Annotated in this window: 16 protein-coding genes; 12 read left to right on the top strand and 4 right to left on the bottom strand. The window is 28.9% G+C overall.

Annotated features, from left to right (window positions below):
• The first annotated feature begins 297 nt into the window (after window positions 1-297).
• The 3 genes from Ccar_RS12955 (at window position 298) to Ccar_RS12945 (ending at window position 5,069) form a co-directional block, all read left to right on the top strand.
• Entirely contained in the window at window positions 298-1,278 is a 981-nt protein-coding gene (locus Ccar_RS12955) for a VanZ family protein (RefSeq protein WP_007060211.1), read from the top strand.
• Window positions 1,279-1,377: 99 nt separating this feature from the next.
• Window positions 1,378-4,353, top strand: a complete 2,976-nt coding sequence (locus Ccar_RS12950; protein ID WP_007060212.1) for an insulinase family protein — start codon at window positions 1,378-1,380, stop codon at window positions 4,351-4,353.
• Between the two features lie 32 nt (window positions 4,354-4,385).
• The gene (locus Ccar_RS12945) at window positions 4,386-5,069 is read left to right on the top strand and encodes a M15 family metallopeptidase (protein WP_007060213.1); all 684 of its coding nucleotides are present in this window, start codon (window positions 4,386-4,388) and stop codon (window positions 5,067-5,069) included.
• A 52-nt stretch (window positions 5,070-5,121) separates the two neighbouring features.
• Here Ccar_RS12945 and Ccar_RS12940 read toward each other — a convergent pair whose 3' ends face one another.
• Window positions 5,122-5,721: a TetR/AcrR family transcriptional regulator gene (locus tag Ccar_RS12940; RefSeq protein ID WP_007060214.1), complete on the bottom strand. Its 600-nt coding sequence runs from the start codon at window positions 5,719-5,721 to the stop codon at window positions 5,122-5,124.
• Window positions 5,722-6,116: 395 nt separating this feature from the next.
• Here Ccar_RS12940 and Ccar_RS12935 point away from each other — a divergent pair, with 395 nt between their 5' ends.
• From Ccar_RS12935 to Ccar_RS26770, 5 genes are all read left to right on the top strand, one after another.
• A complete protein-coding gene (locus Ccar_RS12935; RefSeq protein ID WP_007060215.1) occupies window positions 6,117-7,121 on the top strand; it encodes an HlyD family secretion protein in 1,005 nt (334 codons plus the stop codon).
• A 3-nt stretch (window positions 7,122-7,124) separates the two neighbouring features.
• Entirely contained in the window at window positions 7,125-7,778 is a 654-nt protein-coding gene (locus Ccar_RS12930; RefSeq protein ID WP_007060216.1) for an HlyD family secretion protein, read from the top strand.
• 16 nt (window positions 7,779-7,794) lie between these two features.
• Window positions 7,795-9,339 (top strand): DHA2 family efflux MFS transporter permease subunit, encoded by a 1,545-nt coding sequence (locus Ccar_RS12925; RefSeq protein WP_007064952.1) that lies wholly within the window; start codon window positions 7,795-7,797, stop codon window positions 9,337-9,339.
• Between the two features lie 331 nt (window positions 9,340-9,670).
• Window positions 9,671-11,074: a branched-chain amino acid transporter BcaP gene (gene bcaP / locus Ccar_RS12920; protein WP_007060219.1), complete on the top strand. Its 1,404-nt coding sequence runs from the start codon at window positions 9,671-9,673 to the stop codon at window positions 11,072-11,074.
• Between the two features lie 325 nt (window positions 11,075-11,399).
• On the top strand, window positions 11,400-11,561 hold the full coding sequence (locus Ccar_RS26770; protein ID WP_007064953.1) for a hypothetical protein: 162 nt from the start codon (window positions 11,400-11,402) through the stop codon (window positions 11,559-11,561).
• 19 nt (window positions 11,562-11,580) lie between these two features.
• Here Ccar_RS26770 and Ccar_RS12915 read toward each other — a convergent pair whose 3' ends face one another.
• Both Ccar_RS12915 and Ccar_RS26765 read right to left on the bottom strand, forming a co-directional pair.
• Window positions 11,581-12,573 (bottom strand): biotin--[acetyl-CoA-carboxylase] ligase, encoded by a 993-nt coding sequence (locus tag Ccar_RS12915; protein WP_007060220.1) that lies wholly within the window; start codon window positions 12,571-12,573, stop codon window positions 11,581-11,583.
• 109 nt (window positions 12,574-12,682) lie between these two features.
• Window positions 12,683-12,853 (bottom strand): hypothetical protein, encoded by a 171-nt coding sequence (locus Ccar_RS26765; protein WP_007060221.1) that lies wholly within the window; start codon window positions 12,851-12,853, stop codon window positions 12,683-12,685.
• Window positions 12,854-13,086: 233 nt separating this feature from the next.
• Between Ccar_RS26765 and Ccar_RS12910 the strand changes: the two genes are divergently transcribed.
• Entirely contained in the window at window positions 13,087-13,308 is a 222-nt protein-coding gene (locus Ccar_RS12910) for a helix-turn-helix domain-containing protein (protein WP_007060222.1), read from the top strand.
• 65 nt (window positions 13,309-13,373) lie between these two features.
• On the opposite strand, the gene Ccar_RS12905 is transcribed toward Ccar_RS12910, so the two are convergent.
• Window positions 13,374-17,417: an AAA domain-containing protein gene (locus Ccar_RS12905; protein ID WP_007064954.1), complete on the bottom strand. Its 4,044-nt coding sequence runs from the start codon at window positions 17,415-17,417 to the stop codon at window positions 13,374-13,376.
• A gap of 174 nt (window positions 17,418-17,591) precedes the next feature.
• Between Ccar_RS12905 and Ccar_RS12900 the strand changes: the two genes are divergently transcribed.
• From Ccar_RS12900 to Ccar_RS12890, 3 genes are all read left to right on the top strand, one after another.
• Window positions 17,592-18,131 carry a macro domain-containing protein gene (locus Ccar_RS12900; RefSeq protein WP_007060225.1) on the top strand — a complete coding sequence of 180 codons (540 nt, stop codon included), beginning with the start codon at window positions 17,592-17,594 and terminating at the stop codon, window positions 18,129-18,131.
• 113 nt (window positions 18,132-18,244) lie between these two features.
• Window positions 18,245-18,925 (top strand): response regulator transcription factor, encoded by a 681-nt coding sequence (locus Ccar_RS12895; protein WP_007060226.1) that lies wholly within the window; start codon window positions 18,245-18,247, stop codon window positions 18,923-18,925.
• An 11-nt stretch (window positions 18,926-18,936) separates the two neighbouring features.
• Entirely contained in the window at window positions 18,937-20,469 is a 1,533-nt protein-coding gene (locus Ccar_RS12890; protein WP_007060227.1) for a HAMP domain-containing sensor histidine kinase, read from the top strand.
• Window positions 20,470-20,503 lie beyond the last annotated feature (34 nt).

Raw genomic sequence — 20,503 nt, 5'->3', positions numbered from 1 at the left:
TATTTCACGTTCCTGTAACATTGGAATTTTAATATAAACTTGTGTGACATTGACAGCTTAAATTATATACTATATCAATTTTTTATCAAGCTTTAGTTTAACTTATAAACTTACAGAGGAATTTTATTTAGTGTGAACATTATAACAGTTACTTATAAAATAAATTGAACCTTTTTTGTAAAAGATGCTTCTAATATAATGAATACATTTTTAAAAGTATTAAAACAAAACAAGAACATGATAACAAAAAACACTAAAAAATGAAATTTTATATTTTGAAGGAAGAGAGGAAATTACATGAAATTCAAATTTGATAAAACTGGGTTATTAAAGGCTGTAATATGGATTTTATTTATAGCATATATTGCTGCTTTGTTTAAAATTTTAATATTTAGATATCTTTCAATAAGTCAATTATTCAGTGGAAGTTATGGAAAAATGAGGTCAATTAATTTAATTCCGTTTAAAACAGTTATTCAAGATGTTGTTAATAGTAGAACAATGGGATATATGAGTGCTATATCTGATACTTTTGGAAATATAATAATATTTATACCATTTGGTTATTTTATACCTTCTTTAAATGAAAAATATTCAAAGTTTAGTAATGTGTTAATATCTACAGCCTGTTTTTGCTTATTTTTTGAAATTTCTCAGTATATTTTAGGTGCTGGAAGTAGTGATATTGATGATGTTATTTTGAATACTATGGGAGGAATTATAGGATATATTTTATATAAATACATCAATAAGCTGATACCAAAAAGAAATACTTTTTATGTGAGTATAATAATAACAACTTTTATATTTTTTATTGGTGGAGGTATTGTTGCTGTAGACCAATTTGGGACATATTTAGGAATTAGTAAATTGCATGAACAAGTTATTGGTGGAGAAAATGTTCCAAAAGACAAGGCTGATATATTTGGAAAATTGGTGAATAGTAGTGGTGATTTAGTTACTGTAGACAAAATTATTAGAAATAATAAGAACGAAAGTACTGCAGTAAGTTCTAATTATACTAAAAATACTAATGAAGAGAATGTTGAAGTAATGTTAAATAAATCTACTAAGGTTTATTTGGAAAAAGGAGTTTTAAAGAAAAAATTTTTAAAAGGATATAGTTTAACTGTTACCTACAGTAAAATTTCTGCTGAGAATATAAGTAAGTTATCTTCTGGTACAAAAATTTCTGTATGGGGAAAATATGATAAAGGAAAATTTATTGCAGATGTAATTAGTATTCTTGATGAATCTAGTGAACAACATAAATTTTGAACCTTTTTTGTATATGATGTCTCTTAAGTAATAGAAAGATAAAAATTATATTATGATTGATTTTATTGGAATTTTTAACAAAATGGGGAGGAATTAAAAATGAAGATTCTAAAAAGAAAATTTATTTTACTACTGACATTTATCTTCACGTTTCAATGCTTTTGCTTTAATACAGTATTTGCAGAAGTAAGTTCAAATAAAGCAGTTTCCACTAATTTTATTGTTGGAAATGTTTATTCTGGATTTAAGCTGTTATCAAAGAACTATATAAAAGATATTGATTCAATAGTTTTTGAATTTGAACATGAAAAGACAGGAGGAAAAGTTTGTTATGTGAAAAATGATGATAATCATAAAGTATTTTCTATTAACTTTAAAACTTTAGCTAAAGATAATACTGGTGTGAATCATATCCTTGAGCATGTAGTTTCAGATCAAGGAGATACAATAGTTGCTGAAGGAAATGCATATACTTCGGATGTATGTACAAGCTATTATAGAGCTACTTCAAATGAAAAAGACTTTGAAGCCTCTATAAAAAACGAATTAAATGCAGCGTTTTTTTCAAACATTAATGAGAATTTAATGAAGCAGGAGGGGTGGCGTTATGAGATATCTTCTCCTAGTGATGAACTTAAAGTAAATGGTATTGTATACAATGAAGAAAAAGGTAGAAAGTCACCTTATGATATTCTTGATAAAAACATAGCAACATCTTTATTTCCCAATTTAGCTCAATTTGATTCAGGAGGAGACCCTCGTGATATACCTAAACTTACTTATGAGGAGCTTTTAGAAACTTATAAAAAGTATTATACTCCTTCAAATAGTCTTATTTATCTTTATGGAAATTTAGACATTGATAAAATATTACAAGCTATAAATGACACTTGCTTTAGCAAATTTAACAAAACAGCTTCAGTTAACACTGTGGCAAAAGATGAAAAAGTCTCTGATAAAATGACTTATGCTGAAGATTACTATTCTCTACCTAAAGGAAGTAGTGTTACAAATAAAACATATTTATCATTAAATTATGTGTTGGGAAGTGATGTAGATCAAGAAACTAAAAATGCTTTTATGATACTTCAGGATATTATTTCATCACCCCTGAAAAAAGCATTTTCTAATAATGATATGGGTTCTACTATTTGGGAGGGTGTTGATGAATATTCATCACAAGCTCCGTTCAGTATAATAGCTCAAGGAGCAAATGAATCCCAAAAACAAAAATTTCAAACTGTAGTTAATACTACTTTACAAAGTATAGTTAAAAATGGTCTTGATAAGGATTTAGTTAATTCTGTACTTAATCAATATGAAATGAACTGTAGAGATACAGCTTCTTCTGCTCAAAGAGGGAAACAATACATGAGAAATATTGCTCAATCATGGAGTGAAAATGGAAATATAGAACAAAGTTTATTATCCACCTCTAAAATTGAAAACATCAAAGCAAAATGTAAAAAAGATAACAGGTACTTTGAAAATTTAATACAAAAATATATATTAAATAATACTCATTCATCATTTATAGTTATAAAACCTAAACCTGGGTTAGATGATGAAAATCAAAATAAGTTAAAGGATTCTCTAGCAAAATATAAAGCAAGCTTATCTTCAAAGGAAATAAATGAATTAGTAAATCAAAATAAATCATTTAAATCCTGGCAGGATAACTATTTGAAACAAAATTCCAAAAATGATTCTGTAGATTTAAGTACTGTTAATAAGAAAGCTGAAGAAATACCTTCAGAAGTAAGCGATTATAATGGAGTGAAGATATTAAAACATCCTATGTATACAGGCGGACTTCAATATACTAATCTTTATTTTGATACAAGTAAAATTTCTCAAGATAAATTAATGTATTTAGTTTTATTAACAAATATGTTGGGAAAGGTTGGTACGCAAAATTATACTTATGACAAATTATCAAATGCAGTAGGTACTTATACTGGTGGAATTACATTTTCTTTTTATAATCCAGAGTGTTTAATGTGTGATAAAGATTCTGATAAGTATTATCCTAAATTAAAAGTTTCTATGTCCACACTAAATAACAATTTACAAAATTCTTTTAATATTCTACAGGAAATAACTATGACCAGTAATTTTTCAGATAAGGATCGTTTAAAGAGTTTAATCAAAAAAATAAAATTAGACATGCAAAATGATATGAATAATGACTCTTATGGTTTTATTGCAAATGAAGCAAGGTCTTACAGTTCTGATAGCGGCAAATACTATAATATGAATTGCTTACCTTTTTATAATTTTATTTGCGATTTAGATAAGAATTTTGATAAACAATCTGATGAAGTTATAAACAATCTTAATTATGTAAAAGATTTAACATTTAATAAAAATAATTTAATTGCAAGTTATACTGGAGACAGCTCAGATTATGACAATTTTACTAAATGTCTTAATAACTTTTTAGATAAAATAAAAGAATCAAGTGTTAATGAGCAAAAGTATACATTTAATTATTCAGAAAAAAACGAAGCATTTATAACCCCAGCACAAGTACAGAGCATAGTTAAGTCAGGAAATTATAAAAAAATGGGGTATAAATCCAGTGGAAAAATGCTAGTGCTTAAAACAATAGCACAAAGTTATTTAAAAAGACAGCTTAGAATAAAGGGTGGTGCTTATAGTGTAGGCGTAGAAGAAAATAATTCTGATTTTTCGTTTTATTCTACAAGTGACCCTAATTTAAAGGATACAATAGATGTATTTAATGCTGTACCATCTTATTTGAAAAATTTTAGTGCAGATAAAAATGAAATGGATAAATATATTTCAAGATCATTAGATTATATAGATACTCTGTTGGATCCAAAAAATAAAGCTTCAGAAGCTGATGACATGTATATTATGGGCATAACACAGGAAGATGTTCAAAAATATAGGGATGAAATTCTTTCAACTACAGTAGAGGATATAAGAAATTATGCACCTATGATAGATGCTATTATGAAGCAGAATAATCTGTGTGTGGCTGGAAATGAAAAAGTAATAAATTCAAATAAAGCACTGTTTCAAAGTATAAAAAATTTATGCGATAATTAAAAGTTGTAAACAAGTTATGGAGGCGTATAGAATTGAAAAAGTTACTTATGATGCCAGTATTGTTTCTGGCTGTAGTAGTAATAATTTACTCAGTATTTAAGCCAAATCAAACTATAAATAATTTAGCTTATGGAAGTGATAAAAAAACTGGTGATGTTTTAATTTTAGTAAATAGAGATAATAGGTTATCAAGCAATGATATACCTAAAAATTTAACAGTACCTAATGTGAATTTTGCATTTAATACATCTCATGAAGAAAAAATGATGCAAGGTGAGGCGGCTAGAGCTCTAGAAAATTTATTCGCATATGCTGGTAAGCAAGATATAAATTTATATGGTAACTCTGGTTATAGATCCTATAAGTCACAAAAGCAGATCTATAATGAAAGAGTAAAAAAAGTTGGTAAACAGCAAGCTGATGAGTATGTGGCACAACCTGGAGCTAGTGAACATCAAACTGGTCTTGCAATGGATGTAACGAATAAAGATGGAGCACAAGGTCGATTAATGGTAGACTTTGGACAAACAAGAGAGGGAAAGTGGTTAAAGGCTAATGCCTATAGATTTGGATTTATTATGAGATATCCAAAAGAAAAAGAAGCTGTAACAGGCTATAATTATGAATCCTGGCATATCCGATATGTTGGTGTAAAGGCAGCAAAGGAAATTTTTGATAAAAATTTGGTATTGGAAGAATATTTAGGTGAGAAATAATTTATATTTTTGAGAGGACAGATAATGTCCTCTGGCCTCTCAAAAAGTTGTGTTACTTACATTGAATAGATTCAATTAATAATTCAATATAGTCATATCTAACATTTTTATTTTTATAATCAAGTTTAGCAATATTTTCTACTTTATTGCCTAATAATATAGGAAATATCAAAGTGCTAATTATTTGCAATCCCATCATATGCAAATGATAATCATCTTTAATACCTGTCAATTCTTTTAAAATATTCATTAAGCTTGTAATTCCTTCTTGTTGAAGAAATTTCATATATTCAGGTTGAACTTCTTCATTACATATAAGTTTGTTAACGAAGTTTTTAAATACATCAGGATATTCTATGCTAACATCTGAATAACTTCTAAGAAAATTTCTAAGCCTTTCTACTGGTGTTAATTCATTATTGTCGAGAATTTTAAAGGAGTTTTTAAACATACCAGTAAAACATTTTAAAGCTTCATTAATTACATTATCTTTTGATCCAAAATGATAATTAATAGATGCTATATTCACATCAGCAGCTGCTGCTATTTTTCTTGTGGTAACATTTTGGAAGCCTTCCTTTCCAATAATGTAAAGTGTTGAATTTAGTATTCTTTCTTTTGCATTTGACGCATTTTTTAAATTATTTTTCATATGAATTCCTCCTAGGCGGTTAACAGAAATCTATGATTTTGTGTGAATCGCTTATTACTATTATATATATATATAAACAATGTTTAAAACATATTTTAATATTATCATACTAATTTATATATTTTTTGTCAATAACAAAAGTCATATATGTATGCTTTTTTTATTACAATTTATAAAAATATTTTGCTAATATAAAGGCATTTACAAAGATGGTCTTTCTTATTTTAAATTAAAAAAGAAAAATTATATTGACAACTACTAAGGTTAGTATTAATATTTATTTAAACAGTGTTTAAAACATTGATTAAAACAATGCTCAAAAAATTTTTAAGAATCAACTGATTTTGGTTGATAACAAAATTTTTAATATTTTTAATAAAGGGGGAAATACATTTATGTTAACTAAAAAAAGAATAAAAAAATTAATACCATTGTTATTATCATTAACCATTACAACATTATTTGCAGGATGTTCTTCCAATGAGAATAATTTTAGAGGGACTAGTGAAAATAAAACACAATCTGAAGATATATACATTTTAAGTGGAAAAATTCAAGCAGATAATTATGCAAATATATCCTCTCAAATCAATGCAAAAGTAACTGAAATTAAAGTAGATGTGGGTACTAAAGTAAATGCTGGGGATCCAATCATTTACTTAGACAATAAAGATCTTCAATCTCAAGTGAATCAAGCAGAAGCCGCTGTTTCAACCAATCAAGCCAACTTAGATAAAATTAAAGCTGGAACAAGACCGGAATCAATTGCTTCCCAAAGGGCGCTTGTAGACGGAGATAAAACAGCTTATGATATTGCTCAAAAAAATTATGCGCGTCAAAAACAGTTGCTGCAGGGAGGTAATACTGCTGAAGTAAACCTTGAACAAGCACAGCAGGCATTTTCGGCTGCAAAAGCTAAGTATGATGCAGATTCACAAGCTTTAGCTTCTATGGAAAATGGCCCAACACAAAGTGATATAAATGCATCTCGGGCACTTGTAAAGCAAGCTGAAGCTGCAGCAGAAATATCGAAAACTTCATTAACTCATACAGTTATTACAGCACCCATATCAGGAACAGTTACTGTAAAAAATATAAATGTAGGAGAAATGTCTGGGACTAACCAACCTCTTGTCACAATTGTAAGCGGTGATGGACTTCATATAGATAGTTATGCACCAGAGAACTTACTTGCTAAGTTAAAAGTAGGAATTCAAGTTAATGTTAAAGTATCTGGATTTTCAGATAAAGTGTTTCAAGGCGAAATTTCAACAATAAATTCACAAATAGATTCTCGCAATAAGGATGCTTTAGTAAAAATAGCTCTTAAAGATCACAGCGATATTCTAAAACCAGGTATGTTTGCAGAAATAGGGTTAAAAAATAAGGTGGGTGAATAAATTATGAAATCAAATAAAAATATGTTAATAATTCCTGTGTTTATATTAATGTTAGTAGTTGTAGGAGGTATAATTGCATATTATTGGTACAATTCTACATATTTTGTTTCAACAGATGATTCAACAGTTCAAAGTGATTTGGTAAAAATAGCACCACAAATTACAGGTAAACTTGCAGAAATAAATATTAAGGATGGTCAGTATGTGGAAAAGGATCAAATAGTAGGTAGGATTGATATGGGTAATTTAGCGGATATAGCTACAGACTCCTCTGTTGTAAGAGCTCCAATTAGTGGAATTATATTAAAAAAGCAAGGAACTGCAGGTGAGGTGGTTACTGCAGGACAACCACTTGCTACAATGATAGATCCATCTGCTCTTTACATAAATGCCAATATAGATGAAACAAAGCTTAAAAAGGTAAAATTGGGACAAAGTGTTGATATTACTGTAGATGAATATGATGGATTAAAATTAAGTGGCAAAGTTATAAGCGTTGGAGATTATGCTAATTCTGATTTGTCTGTTATTCCTACGTCTACTAGTGGAACCTTTACAAAGGTTGTACAGAAAATTCCTGTAAAGATTTCACTGCCTAAAAATAAATATAAACTATTACCTGGAACAAATACTGTTGTTAAAATCCATGTTAAATGAAAAGAGGTAGATTTTTATGGAAAAAGATATTACATCAGATTCATATAGATGGTTTGCTCTTGCAGCAGTAGTTATGGGTACGTTTATGGCTATTCTTGATACTAGCATAGTAAATATCGGAATACCTAAAATGATGGCAGTTTTTAATGTATCTTTGGATTCTGTTCAGTGGGTATTAACTGCATATACGCTTACATTAGGAGCTATAGTACCTCTTACAGGATTTTTAGGAGAGAAATTTGGAAATAAGAAACTATATATCTTTGCATTAATTTCATTTACTTTAGGTTCTTTCCTATGTGGTATGTCCTGGAGCAATTCAGCCATGATAATTTTCCGTGTGCTGCAGGCTATTGGAGGTGGAATGATTATGCCAGTTAGTATGACTATTATTTTTCAGATGTTTGAACCTAAAGAACGTGGACTTGCTATGGGTTTTTGGGGAATAGCTAGTATGGCAGCTCCTGCTATAGGTCCTACTCTTGGTGGTTTTATTATTGAAAAAATGGATTGGAGATTAATTTTTTATGTAAATGTACCTATTGGAATTATAGCAATAATTTTATCAACAATACTGTTAAAGGAATTTCCGCACAAGTCTCCTGAGAAAGTTGATATTACAGGTTTTATATTCTCAACGGTTGGCATTGTAAGTGTTTTATATGTACTAAGTGAAAATCCTATAGATTGGAGTGACGTACAAAACCCTGTTATTTTGACAATAGGTATTTTCAATCTTATTATGTTTGTTATAAATGAGTTAACAGTTTCAGAACCACTTTTGGATTTAAAAGTACTAAAAAAATTAAACTTTTCATTTTCTTTAATTGCTTTAACATTAATAAATATGGCATTGATGGGAGGAGTATATGCCATACCTCTATTTTTACAAAGGCTCAAAGGATATACAGCTATGCAAACAGGTATATTAATGTTTCCATCTGCAATTGTTACAGGGTTAATGATGCCTATAAGTGGGAAGATAGTAGACAAAATAAATCCTAAAGTAATAATATTACCTGGATTAGTTTTACTTGGAATATCATCATATCAATTGGCACAAATAGATTTAAATACTTCCAGGGATATGACGAATTTGATTTTAATACTTAGAGGTGCAGGATTAGGACTTACTATGATGCCACTTACTACATTGGGAATGAATGTTCTACCACAGAGGTTAATTTCCCAAGGTTCAACTCTTCAGAATACTTTTAAACAAATAGCAGGATCTGTTTCTATAACTATGATGACACTTTCTCTTACAAGTAAATCAGATATATATTATTATAGATTATCAGAACAGGTAACACCTTTTAATATACAAGCAGCAGCATTTTTAAATCAAATGCAAAATAAACTAGCACTTAATGGAATATCATTAACTCAATCGCAAGTTCAAGCTAAAAGTATTCTTATGGGACTTTTAAAAAAGCAGGCTTCTGTAGATGCTTTTGATTATATATTGATGCTATGTGCACTATTTGTATTAATAGCGTTAATTTCAACTTTATTAATAAAAATTAAACCTAAAGTGGAAACTGAGCCTACTAAGGGATAATATTCATATTCAACTAAAAATATTATATTGCAAAAGCGTGATGAAAAAATCACGCTTATTTTAATTCAAGGTTTAATGACAGGAGAATTGTTGAATATAAAAAACAATTGCATTAAGTTATACGTTTACATTCATAATATTAACTAAATGATATTTAAATATGACTTCAAAAAACATTTTATTAAAAAAATACTATAAAAATTATAAAAATGATATTGAAATATATAAATAATGGTGGTAATATAATAACAAGATTCATTTTTGAAAATTTTCATAGGATACTTTAATTTCGATCGATTGAAATGCGAATTAAAAAAAGGGGGCAATAATTATGAAAAATATATTTAGAACAAAACCCATTGAAGATCTCATAAAGGAGACGCAGGGTGAAAAGTCATTGAAGAAAGTATTGGGGGCTTTCGAACTTACTATGCTTGGTATTGGGGCAATAATTGGTACTGGAATATTTGTGCTTACAGGTATTGCAGCTGCAAATTATTCTGGACCAGCACTTGTTATATCATTTATCATATCAGGCATTGCGTGTGCATTTGCTGGATTATGTTATGCTGAGTTTGCTTCTATGGTTCCAGTAGCAGGTAGTGCTTATACCTATGGGTATACGGCTCTTGGTGAATTGTGGGCATGGATTATTGGATGGGATCTAATACTTGAGTATTTATTTGCCATTGCAACAGTAGCAATTGGATGGTCAGGATATATAGTTAAACTTCTTGCATCTGCAGGTATCGTTGTACCAAAGGCTTTAGCAAATGCGCCTGATGCAGGTGGTATTGTAAATTTACCAGCAGTTCTTATACTTGCTGTAGTAACAGGCGTTCTAATAATAGGTGTACAACAAAGTGCTAAATTGAATAACATAATAGTTGGAATAAAAGTTGCTGTTGTTTTATTATTTATAGCATTAGGTTTAGGTCATGTTAATGTAGCAAATTGGAGTCCATTTATGCCTTATGGTTGGAGTGGTGTTTTATCAGGTGCTTCAGTAATATTCTTTGCTTATATAGGATTTGATGCAGTTTCAACTGCAGCAGAGGAAGTAAAAAATCCTCAAAAAGATTTACCAAGAGGAATTATAGGTTCATTAATTGTTTGTACTATATTGTATATTGTGGTTTCTGCAGTATTAACAGGAATGGTTCCATATCTTAAATTTAAAGAAACAGCAGCTCCAGTTGCATTTGCACTTGAGCAGGTGGGTATAACTTGGGGTTCAGCTTTAGTATCTGTTGGTGCAGTTTGTGGTCTTACTTCAGTATTAATTGTTATGTTATTTGGTCAAACTCGTGTATTCTTTGCAATGTCAAGAGATGGATTACTTCCAAAAGTATTTGGAGACGTACATCCAAAATTCCAGACACCTGTAAAAAGTACATTACTTGTTGGTATTATAAGTATGGTGGTTGCAGGCTTCACTCCAATAGGAGTTGTTGCAGAACTTACTAATATAGGTACTTTAACAGCATTTATAATAGTTTCAGCAGCTGTTATAGTATTAAGAAAACATGAGCCAAATAGAAAGAGAGCATTTAAATGTCCATTAGTACCTATAGTTCCAGGACTTTCAATAGCTTTCTGCGCACTTTTAATATTTAAACTTCCAGTTATAACTCAAGTTAGATTTTTAGTTTGGTTAGTAATAGGACTTGTAATATACTTTGTATATAGTTATAAGCATAGTGCTATGAATAGTGGAAAAAGTAATGCTGCATAATAATTTAGCGCATTAAGAGAATATAAATTTTAAATGTATAAGCTATGAAGTATAGGTTTTAACCTTAATTCATAGCTTTTTTAGTTATTTTGTGAAAAAGTTTATTGAAAAGTATATTTTTAAGTATAAATATTAATATATAAAGTAGTAAAAAAGAAGTTTTAAAAGTATAATTAGCATAAAGCTAGCTAATATGATATAATTGGACAACAAGATTAAATTTTATCTGATAGTTAAACTACTGGATAATTCATGTAAACTTATAAGGAGAAACAAGCTTCAAATAAGTGAGATTCATTGACATTGAGAAGGGAGATAAACCATATTGAAGGTAAATAAATTTAAATGTAACTGTGGTTGTCATAAATTTAAAACATTAGTGCTTAATATTCGAAAAAATAGCGAAATTTTAAAGTGTACCCAATGTGGACAAAAGTGGGTAAGAACAGGTTCTATTTATAAAGAGCAAAATGGCAAAAGCCTGTAGATATTACAGGCTTTTCGTGTTAAGGAGTGTAGCTGCCATTTATTCCTCTAATGGAAACTTCACCAGAAAAAATCTTGTGAACGCTTCCATCTTTAAATTCAACTACTAGTTCACCGTTTTCATCTAAATCTAATGCTTTAGCAAAAATTTCCTCATTCCTATTTATAATTTTAATTTCTTTTCCGATAAGTATAGAGTGGTCCCTGCATATGCTTACGGAAGTTTTTATGTTATCTTCTTCTACAAATTCTTCATATAACTTTTCAAAGGTGTTCATTAAAATACTTACAAATTCTTTCCTTTTTATATAATTCCCTGTTTCTATGCTTATAGAAGTAGCTTTATCTCTTAAGTCTTCTGGAAAATCTTCTTTATCTAAGTTTGCATTTATTCCTATACCCATAACCACGTAACTAACCTTATTTAATTCTCCGCTCATTTCAGTTAAAATACCGCAAAGCTTCTTGTTATTTAAAATTATGTCATTTGGCCATTTAACTTGAACCTTTATATTAAAATTTTCAAAGGTTTTAACAAGAGCTGCAGCACCTACCTGAGTGATTTTAGGTACCTTTAAAGGCTCCATATCCGGTCTCATAATTATGGACATCCAAATACCTTTGCGTTTAGGAGATACAAAAACTCGTCCCAATCTGCCTTTTCCAGAAGTTTGTTCTTCGCTTATTACTACAGTACCATGGGTTGCATCTTTTGAAGCAAGTTCTTTTGCTTTTGTATTTGTAGAATCTAAGCTTTCAAAATAAAATAAATTTTTACCTATGTATTTTGTAGTTAAATTTTCACTTATTTCTTCAAAAGAGAGTATATCAGGAGAAAAAGTTAATTTATATCCTTTTTTTGATATGGAATCTATGTGATAACCTTCTTTTTTAAGAATATTTATGTATTTCCATATGGCAGTACGGCTTACATTTAATTTTTCACTAATTGTTTGTCCTGATATAAAATTTCCTTCATTTTCTTTTAATAAATGAAGAATTTTATCTTTCATTAAATTCACCTCGCATATATTGTCTAATACATTATACTACAAAAAATAAAAAAGCAACAAGGTCCTTAATTATTATTAAAAAAGGACTTTGTTGATAATGTATTATTAATTATACATTGTGAGATAATTTGGAGCGTTTGGTGAACTTTTTGCCATTGGAATGAGATCCTAATTTTTCTCCTTGAACTATACCTATATCTTCACCATCTTTAGGATACATTTTTCTAAGTTCAGCATTAGATTTATCATCAGTTCTCATATGACTTTTATTATTATCCATAAATATACCTCCATGAAAAGTAAAATACATAATTATAATGTTCCCGAATAATAGAAAATTATTTATTCCACAACTATTAATTCTTAACTTAATTTTATATTCATTAACAATATGTTAATTTAGTTTTAATTTGTTATTAAATAGTTAAAAAACGTATAAAAAGTACTACAATTTTTACGAAAAAGAAGTTATAATTGAATTAGGAACTTAATAATTAAATAGGGGGTTTTCTTATGTTAAACGGTAAAAAAATTCGTGATATAAGATTGAATCTTGGATATACTACTTTGGATATCCAAAATCTTACGAAGAATCCGAAATACGAAACTTCAATTTCAAAATCTTATTTAGAGGAGTTAGAAAGAGGGGATAAGAAAAATCCAAGTTTTCAAAAAGTAGTCGTCCTTGCTAAAGTTTTACGATGTAAGGTAGACGAGTTAATATTAAGTGCCTAATAAAAGCCAAGTGAATACAAGGTAGCAGCTATATATTATTTTTACATACAGCTGCTACCTTTATGTTATCCTTGATTTAACTCCAAATAATGTGAAATTTTATCTATACAATTATTAGGATTATAGTAAAATTCGCTTTCCCTCAGTATAAAGAATTTCCAGCCAACTCTTTGAAGAGTCATTCTTCTGTTATGATTTTCTTCCCAATTTGAGGAGAATGCAGTGTCTTCCCCGCAGCAATCTATTGCTAGCCTGCCGTAAGTTCCTTCTATTACAAAATCTATCTTGTATTTTCCTATTTTTATATTAGGTTTAACCTTGTAGCCTCTTTTTTCAAGAGCACATAATACGTCGTTTTTAAAACCAGATACTAATAAGTTATTTCCCTTTTCATACTGTAAGGATTTCTTTTCGCTGTCTAGGCAATAACTTAAAAGGCTTGATCTTACACATTTTGGATTCAAATCTTCTATATCTACGCTGTGAAATAAGAACATTTGATTTCTGGCACGGCTCGCAGCTACGTTAAATCTTCTTATATCAGATTCTTTAGTCAAAGCTGTAAACTTAGCATTTTTAGCAATAACTAAAGATAAGAAAATTATATCTCTTTCATCACCTTGGAAGGAATAAGCATCACCGCATATTAACCTTCTACGTATCATTTCTTCAATGCCTAGGCTTTCCTTAAGCATATTTTCTATAAGTTCGCTTTGAGCTTCTCCTAAAAGAGAAATAACACCCATAGTCATATTTTTATATTTTTCATCACTGCAGCACTGAACTATTTTATTTACTATAGCTGCTGCTTCCTCTTCATTTACATTTTTAGATAGATCTTTAAGACCATTTTCCACTTTAACTGCAGAAACTACAGGTGAAAATGAATCTGAAGCTTCAGGACACCTTAAAGGTATAATTTCTCCAGAATAACATAGATTATTGCTGAAATCTATTATACTAGGAGCACATCTAAAATGTTCCTTAAGTACTAACCGGCTAGGAAACACCCTTAATGCTGTGTGATAAAGGCTTGTTTTTAAATCAAACCATTCACTATGAGGAATCTCTTTTAAATATCTATGAATTAGATTTTCCACCATTTCATTATCTTTACCGATAGCTTCAGGGCTTATTTGCCATTCATCACCAACAATAACAGCTCTCTTACCTCTAAGTAATACAGTAATTGCTGAAATGTCACTTTGACTGCTTTCGTCCACAATAACTACATCAAATAAATCATCTTCCAACTTTATAGTTTCTATAACTTTATTTAGAGGCATAATCCAAACAGGTATAACACCCTTACAATTTTCCATCTCTTTTTGAGCTAATCTTCTATACTTTGAAGCTTGTTTTCCTGTACCTTTTCCAATTCTTTTTATAGATTCCATCCAGGTAAAAAGGCTTCTTTTTTGAGATTCAGTAGTGTGTATAATTTGGTTGTACCAGGTTTTTTTGGCTACTATCTCTTTTATCAGCATAGTTTCTCTTGATTTTTCAGCTTCTATATCTTGTTCTAATTGATCAGGTTTTAACTTGTATATTTCCTTTAAAAGAGAACTGCCAGCTTTCCATTTCCAAGCATCATCCCAATTTTTATAATTGTCATCAATAGAATTATCAGCCCATTGACTTAATAGCTTTTTGGTAAATGTAGGGCATGTACCTTTAAGTTTACTAATATAAGTATTTATTTTATCAGATGTATTCTTTATATCCTTGAGCTTCCACAGTTCATCATATAACTTTCTGATTTTTGTCTTATCATAGTCTGCAATCCAATCAGAAGCTTCACTTAAATAATCATTTTTTATAAATAGCTGTCTGGTAGCTTGTAATTTATTATTTAATTCCTCATATTCTCTTAAGTATTTTACAGATTGGAATATGTTTATTAAATAATCATAATCTTTTTTGCTATATAAATTAAGTTCAATAGGAAATTTCGAGTTATCTAAGTATTCTTTTATGATCCTTGTGTAAGATTCTTCCCAATTAATTATAATTTCTATTTTCAATATATTTTCTGAAATAGTATTTAAAAGGTTGCTATCTGAATTAGTTATTATCTTTCCACCATATTCTTTTACTGTGTTATTCCATAAGGTTCTAAGATTTCTTTCTAAAATTTCCTTGTCTATAGCTTTACTAAATATATCACACTGTTCTTTAGTAGTTAAAGGTCTGTAATCTACTTCACAATCCTGTAGAATGTAGTTGCATTGATTATGAAGTAATTTAAATATGGAACCAAGTTTTCCTTTAGAATTAATTTGGTCATGAATTATTTTAAAGTCATCCTTAAGCTTAGTTATATCTATGCCAACAGGAAATTTTATATTGTGTGAATTTACTATTTGCTTTATAACACTTATTTCATTTACATGTTTATTTAAGTTTAAAATTATATCCTTCCAAAACTCTTCATAAGCATCATTGCTATAATAAGATTTTAATACGGATTTAAGCCATCCGTTTTCTATTAATGATATTTTGTCTCTAGCTGTTGTAATAAATTTTAAAAATTCTTCTAGCTTCTCATTACCAATTTCTATAGTGCATAATTCTACATTTTTTCTGTATTTATTCAAATTATCTTCTAAGAAATTTACTCTGCTTAAGGTTTCTGTTAGTTCATTATAAGAAGGAAGCTTGTACAGTAAATTTCCAACCTTATTTAATTTATCAATATATTCTTTTTTGTTTTCTTTCATAAGCTTTATAAGGCTGTGAAAATCCTGTTGAGACAAGGATGCTCTAGTTTTCATTTCTATACTATCATCTATCCATGAACAGGTATTTTTATTTTCATTAATCCATTTCGATAATTGAGTAAGGGTAAAGCTTTCATTTCTATAATTTACAGTTTTATTTTCAAAGGATTCAGCTTCCTTTAATTCACTCATAAGGTTTTCTATATTTTTTCTACATTTTTTCAATTCTGCTTCTACAGGCTCAATTTCCTTTAAAAGAGTACTAGGATTAATGGATAAGTTTTCAGTGATTTTTCTTACTGATTCATCTAAATCCTTTAAAGCTTTTGTGTCATTACCTAAAAGACTTATGCATAAGGATCTTATTTCTTCTGGTATTTTTTCAGATAATACCTTTAGAGCTTTATCTGTTTGACTGGTAACTAAAACTCTTTTTCCGTGAGCCATAAGATGACATATTAAATTGCATATAGTATGGCTTTTACCGGTTCCAGGAGGTCCCTGAACTACTACTCCAAAATTGTTAGCAAGTCTTTTAGTTATTTCTTTTTGTTCTTCATTAGCTGGCAGAGGAAATAATATGTCTTTACCTATGCCTTCCCATTCATTATAAATATCAGTATTACCTAAAGAATTTGTTTCCTTTACTAAGGATTCTATAGTTTTAGGAATAGGATTACCTTTGTCTATGTAATTTAATATATCCTTAAGTTCTATATCCCATATCCTAGTATCTATGTTTCTTAAAATAATGCAGGGAGAGTTGTAAAAAACAGGTGATGTTGAAACCTTTACGGAGTTTAAAGAAACAATATCTTTATTTAATGAATTTTCTTCAAGTTCTGCACTTAAACAATTTAAAATATTAATTAAAATAGCTTCTATATCACATATATTTCTTGCATCTATTCCATTCTTTTTTATATCTAATGAAATATCTAATATCTTATCTAGATTAGGCAAATCCAAACCTTCCAATATTCCTATTTCAAAGTTTGTTATATTATTGTAGGGAGAAAGAGTAAATATGGCTTTTTCGCTATTAAAGTTAAGTACCATTTTAGTACTAAACATAGGATGAATTATTTTTTCACCATTTACTTCTAAGCTTAAAAGTCCATGTCCCCAAATTATTTCTAGATCTTCACTGTTTTTCTCCATAGTAGAATATATTTTAAATAAAGTGTTGTATAAATCATCACATTCTTTACCAACTGTGAGCCAGTTTTCATCATCACTTTTATTTACTAAACATCCTTTTTTGTTATACAAATCCGATTCAGAAATTACTTTAATATATTTTGTAACATCTCTTACTATTTTTTTATCCATGTTCTTTATACTTAGCAAGTACAAAAATATATTTCGTATTTTTTCTCTCGTGTCCAAAATAAAAACCTCCTAAATAGTCTACATTAAATCATACATTTTATTATAGCATAGATGTGTAGGTATTAGTACTATAACTGCACATCTATATGACTATATTCATATTGAAAAAAAGTCTTAGTAATTGTAAGATTATTTTATAAATATTGGATTTAGTTAAAGGTGGGGATGTTTATGATTAAAATTGACGGCAATAAGAGTATAATAATCAAAAAAGGAGACATTACAAAGGAAGAAACAGATGCTATAGTTAATCCTGCAAATGGAGCGTTGAAGCATGGGGGAGGCGCTGCAGCAGCAATAGTAAAAGCAGGTGGAATGCAGATACAAAAGGATAGCAATAATTTAATTAAAAAGAGAGGATTTCTAGATGTAACTAATTGTGTTGTTACTGATGGATATAAATTGCCCTGCAAATTTATATTACATGTGGTAGGGCCTAGAATGGGAGAAGGAAATGAAGAAGAAAAATTAAAAAAAACAGTTGATAATGTGCTAAATGTAGCAGAAGCCTATGGATTGAAGTCTATATCCATGCCAGCCATAAGCTCTGGCATATTTGGATTTCCAAAGGATAAATGTGCAGATATATTAGTAAAAACTACAACGGAGTTTTTAAAAAATAAGGCTGACTGTTTAGAAACTGTAGTTATGTGCAATTATGATGATGAAACCTATAACATATTTTTAGAAAAGGAAAAAGAATATGTTTAAAATTTATTAACAAGTTTGACAATGTGTTGTAACAGTAGGTGGTTAAACTAAAAAAAGGTAATTAGAACTATTTGTTAATCTTTGATTACTGATTTAAAGTTAGGAGATTGAACATGAATAAAACTATATTAATTGTAGATGATGAAGAGAGAATGCGATTTTTAATAGATGCTTATTTAAAAAAGGAAGGCTTTAATGTGCTTCAAGCAGAAAATGGCAAGGATGCATTGAAGATTTTTAAAGAAAATACTGTGGAATTGGTGGTACTAGATATAATGATGCCTGTCATGGATGGATGGACAACTTGTAAAGAAATTAGAAAAATATCTCAAGTTCCAGTTATTATGCTTACTGCAAAAGCAGAAGATGAAGATCAAATATTGGGGTTTGAGTTAGGAACAGATAATTATGTTACAAAGCCTTTCAGTCCTAAATTGTTAGTAGCTAAAGTAAAAGCACTTTTAAAGAGAGCTTATCCAGATGAAAATAATCAAGATAACTTTTTTGATGGACTTTATATAAATGAAAAAGCCCATGAAACAAAGATCAATGACGAAGATATATATTTGTCTCCAAAGGAATTTGAATTGTTAAGTTATTTCGCTAAAAATAAGGGAATGGTGCTTAGTAGAGAACAAATTTTGGATTCAGTATGGGGAATAGATTACTATGGAGATTTAAGAACTGTTGATACGCATATAAAAAGACTTAGAGAAAAACTTGGTGAAAAGGCATATTTAATATCTACTGTAAGAGGGACAGGATATAAATTTGAAATGAAAGGACACGCTTAGGTGTATTGAATATGAAATTAAACATAAAATTTTTTAAAGACAATATATCAAATAAGATAAATAAAAGTATAACTTGGAAGTTATTTATTGTAACTTTTATAGTTTTTATAATTTTTATAAGTACTAATTTTTTAATTCAATCTTTATTTTTTGAAAAATTTTATGTAAGTAAGAAAAAGGCTAATTTGCAAGATGGTATACAAAATTTCAAGGTAAGTTATAACAAGGCCAAAACACAAGAAAGAGAAATGGAACTTATAAAGGAATTTGAAGAAAGTAACAATGCTAAAATAGCCATATTAGATAACAACGGTAATCTGAAATTCATAGTGAAGTCTAATAACGAAAAAGCAGATAATTTAAAAATTAGAATCATTAATGAAGTTATAAAGTCTTGGACAATGAGTTCTGATATTATGGAAATCATGAAAAAAGAAGATAAGACTATAACTAGGATAACTTCTAAGAAAAGTAATGAAATGAGGACTATAGTAACTGCTACTTCTAATGTTGGTAAAGGAAATATAATATTTGCTATATCTTCACTTCAGCCTGTAAATGAAGCATCTTTAGTAATAAAAGAATTTTATTTTTATTTTTATGTAGGAGCGGTAATACTGATTATAATATTATCACTTCTATATTCTAACATGATATCAAAACCTCTTTTAAAAATTAATGAAACAGCATCTAAGATGGCAGCTTTAGATTTTTCAGAAAAGTGCTATATACAAAGAGAAGATGAAATAGGAAATTTATCTAATACTTTAAATTTTTTATCAGGAAATTTAGATGAAGCATTGACTTCATTAAAAGAAGCTAATATTAAGCTGGAAAATGATATAGAAAGAGAAAGAGCATTAGAAAAAATGAGAAAGGAATTTGTTGCTGCAGTTTCCCATGAATTAAAAACTCCTATAAGTTTAATAGAAGGGTATGCCGAAGGAATTAAGGATGGCATATTTGAAGGCGATGATAAGGACTATTACATAGATATAATAATAGATGAATCCAAAAGAATGGGAAATTTGGTTTATGATATGCTGGATTTATCTCAGTTGGAATCTGGAAATTTTAAATTAATTAAGGAAGAATTTTTGGCACATAAACTTATAGAATCAACTATTAAAAGATTTTCAGCACCAATAGAGAATAATTCTATAGATTTTAAATTGAATTTACAGCAGGATGTAAAAATATATGCGGATTGGAGAAGAATTGAGCAGGTTTTAATAAATTTTATTACTAATGCTATAAGGCATACTGGGGAGCATGGATATATTAAGATAAGTTTAGAAAAACTAGAGAATAACAAGGCTTTAGTCTATGTAGAAAATAGCGGTAAACAAATACCAGAAGATGAAATGGATAAAATATGGAGTAAATTTTATAAAATAGATAAGTCAGGAAACAGAAAGTTAGGTGGAACGGGAGTAGGTCTTGCTATAGTGAAAAACATACTTATGCTCCATGGATATGAATATGGTGTAAAAAATATAAGTAACGGTGTTAGGTTTTATTTTATAGTAAGTTTATATAAATAATCTTAAAGATAATCCTTCTAAAATTTCTTGCTTT

It is taken from the genome of Clostridium carboxidivorans P7, from assembly GCF_001038625.1.
GTDB classification, from domain to species: domain Bacteria; phylum Bacillota; class Clostridia; order Clostridiales; family Clostridiaceae; genus Clostridium_AM; species Clostridium_AM carboxidivorans.
This window is presented reverse-complemented; position numbering and strand designations above follow the sequence as displayed.

Excerpts from the sequence above, each read along its gene's own strand:
- Ccar_RS26765 (WP_007060221.1), bottom strand. The coding sequence starts at position 12,853 with ATGGATAATAATAAAAGTCATATGAGAACTGATGATAAATCTAATGCT.
- Ccar_RS12930 (WP_007060216.1), top strand. The coding sequence starts at position 7,125 with ATGAAATCAAATAAAAATATGTTAATAATTCCTGTGTTTATATTAATG.
- Ccar_RS12940 (WP_007060214.1), bottom strand. The coding sequence starts at position 5,721 with ATGAAAAATAATTTAAAAAATGCGTCAAATGCAAAAGAAAGAATACTA.
- Ccar_RS12890 (WP_007060227.1), top strand. The coding sequence starts at position 18,937 with ATGAAATTAAACATAAAATTTTTTAAAGACAATATATCAAATAAGATA.
- Ccar_RS12900 (WP_007060225.1), top strand. The coding sequence starts at position 17,592 with ATGATTAAAATTGACGGCAATAAGAGTATAATAATCAAAAAAGGAGAC.
- Ccar_RS12910 (WP_007060222.1), top strand. The coding sequence starts at position 13,087 with ATGTTAAACGGTAAAAAAATTCGTGATATAAGATTGAATCTTGGATAT.
- Ccar_RS12915 (WP_007060220.1), bottom strand. The coding sequence starts at position 12,573 with ATGAAAGATAAAATTCTTCATTTATTAAAAGAAAATGAAGGAAATTTT.
- Ccar_RS12955 (WP_007060211.1), top strand. The coding sequence starts at position 298 with ATGAAATTCAAATTTGATAAAACTGGGTTATTAAAGGCTGTAATATGG.
- Ccar_RS12950 (WP_007060212.1), top strand. The coding sequence starts at position 1,378 with ATGAAGATTCTAAAAAGAAAATTTATTTTACTACTGACATTTATCTTC.
- Ccar_RS12895 (WP_007060226.1), top strand. The coding sequence starts at position 18,245 with ATGAATAAAACTATATTAATTGTAGATGATGAAGAGAGAATGCGATTT.
- Ccar_RS12925 (WP_007064952.1), top strand. The coding sequence starts at position 7,795 with ATGGAAAAAGATATTACATCAGATTCATATAGATGGTTTGCTCTTGCA.
- Ccar_RS12935 (WP_007060215.1), top strand. The coding sequence starts at position 6,117 with ATGTTAACTAAAAAAAGAATAAAAAAATTAATACCATTGTTATTATCA.
- bcaP (WP_007060219.1), top strand. The coding sequence starts at position 9,671 with ATGAAAAATATATTTAGAACAAAACCCATTGAAGATCTCATAAAGGAG.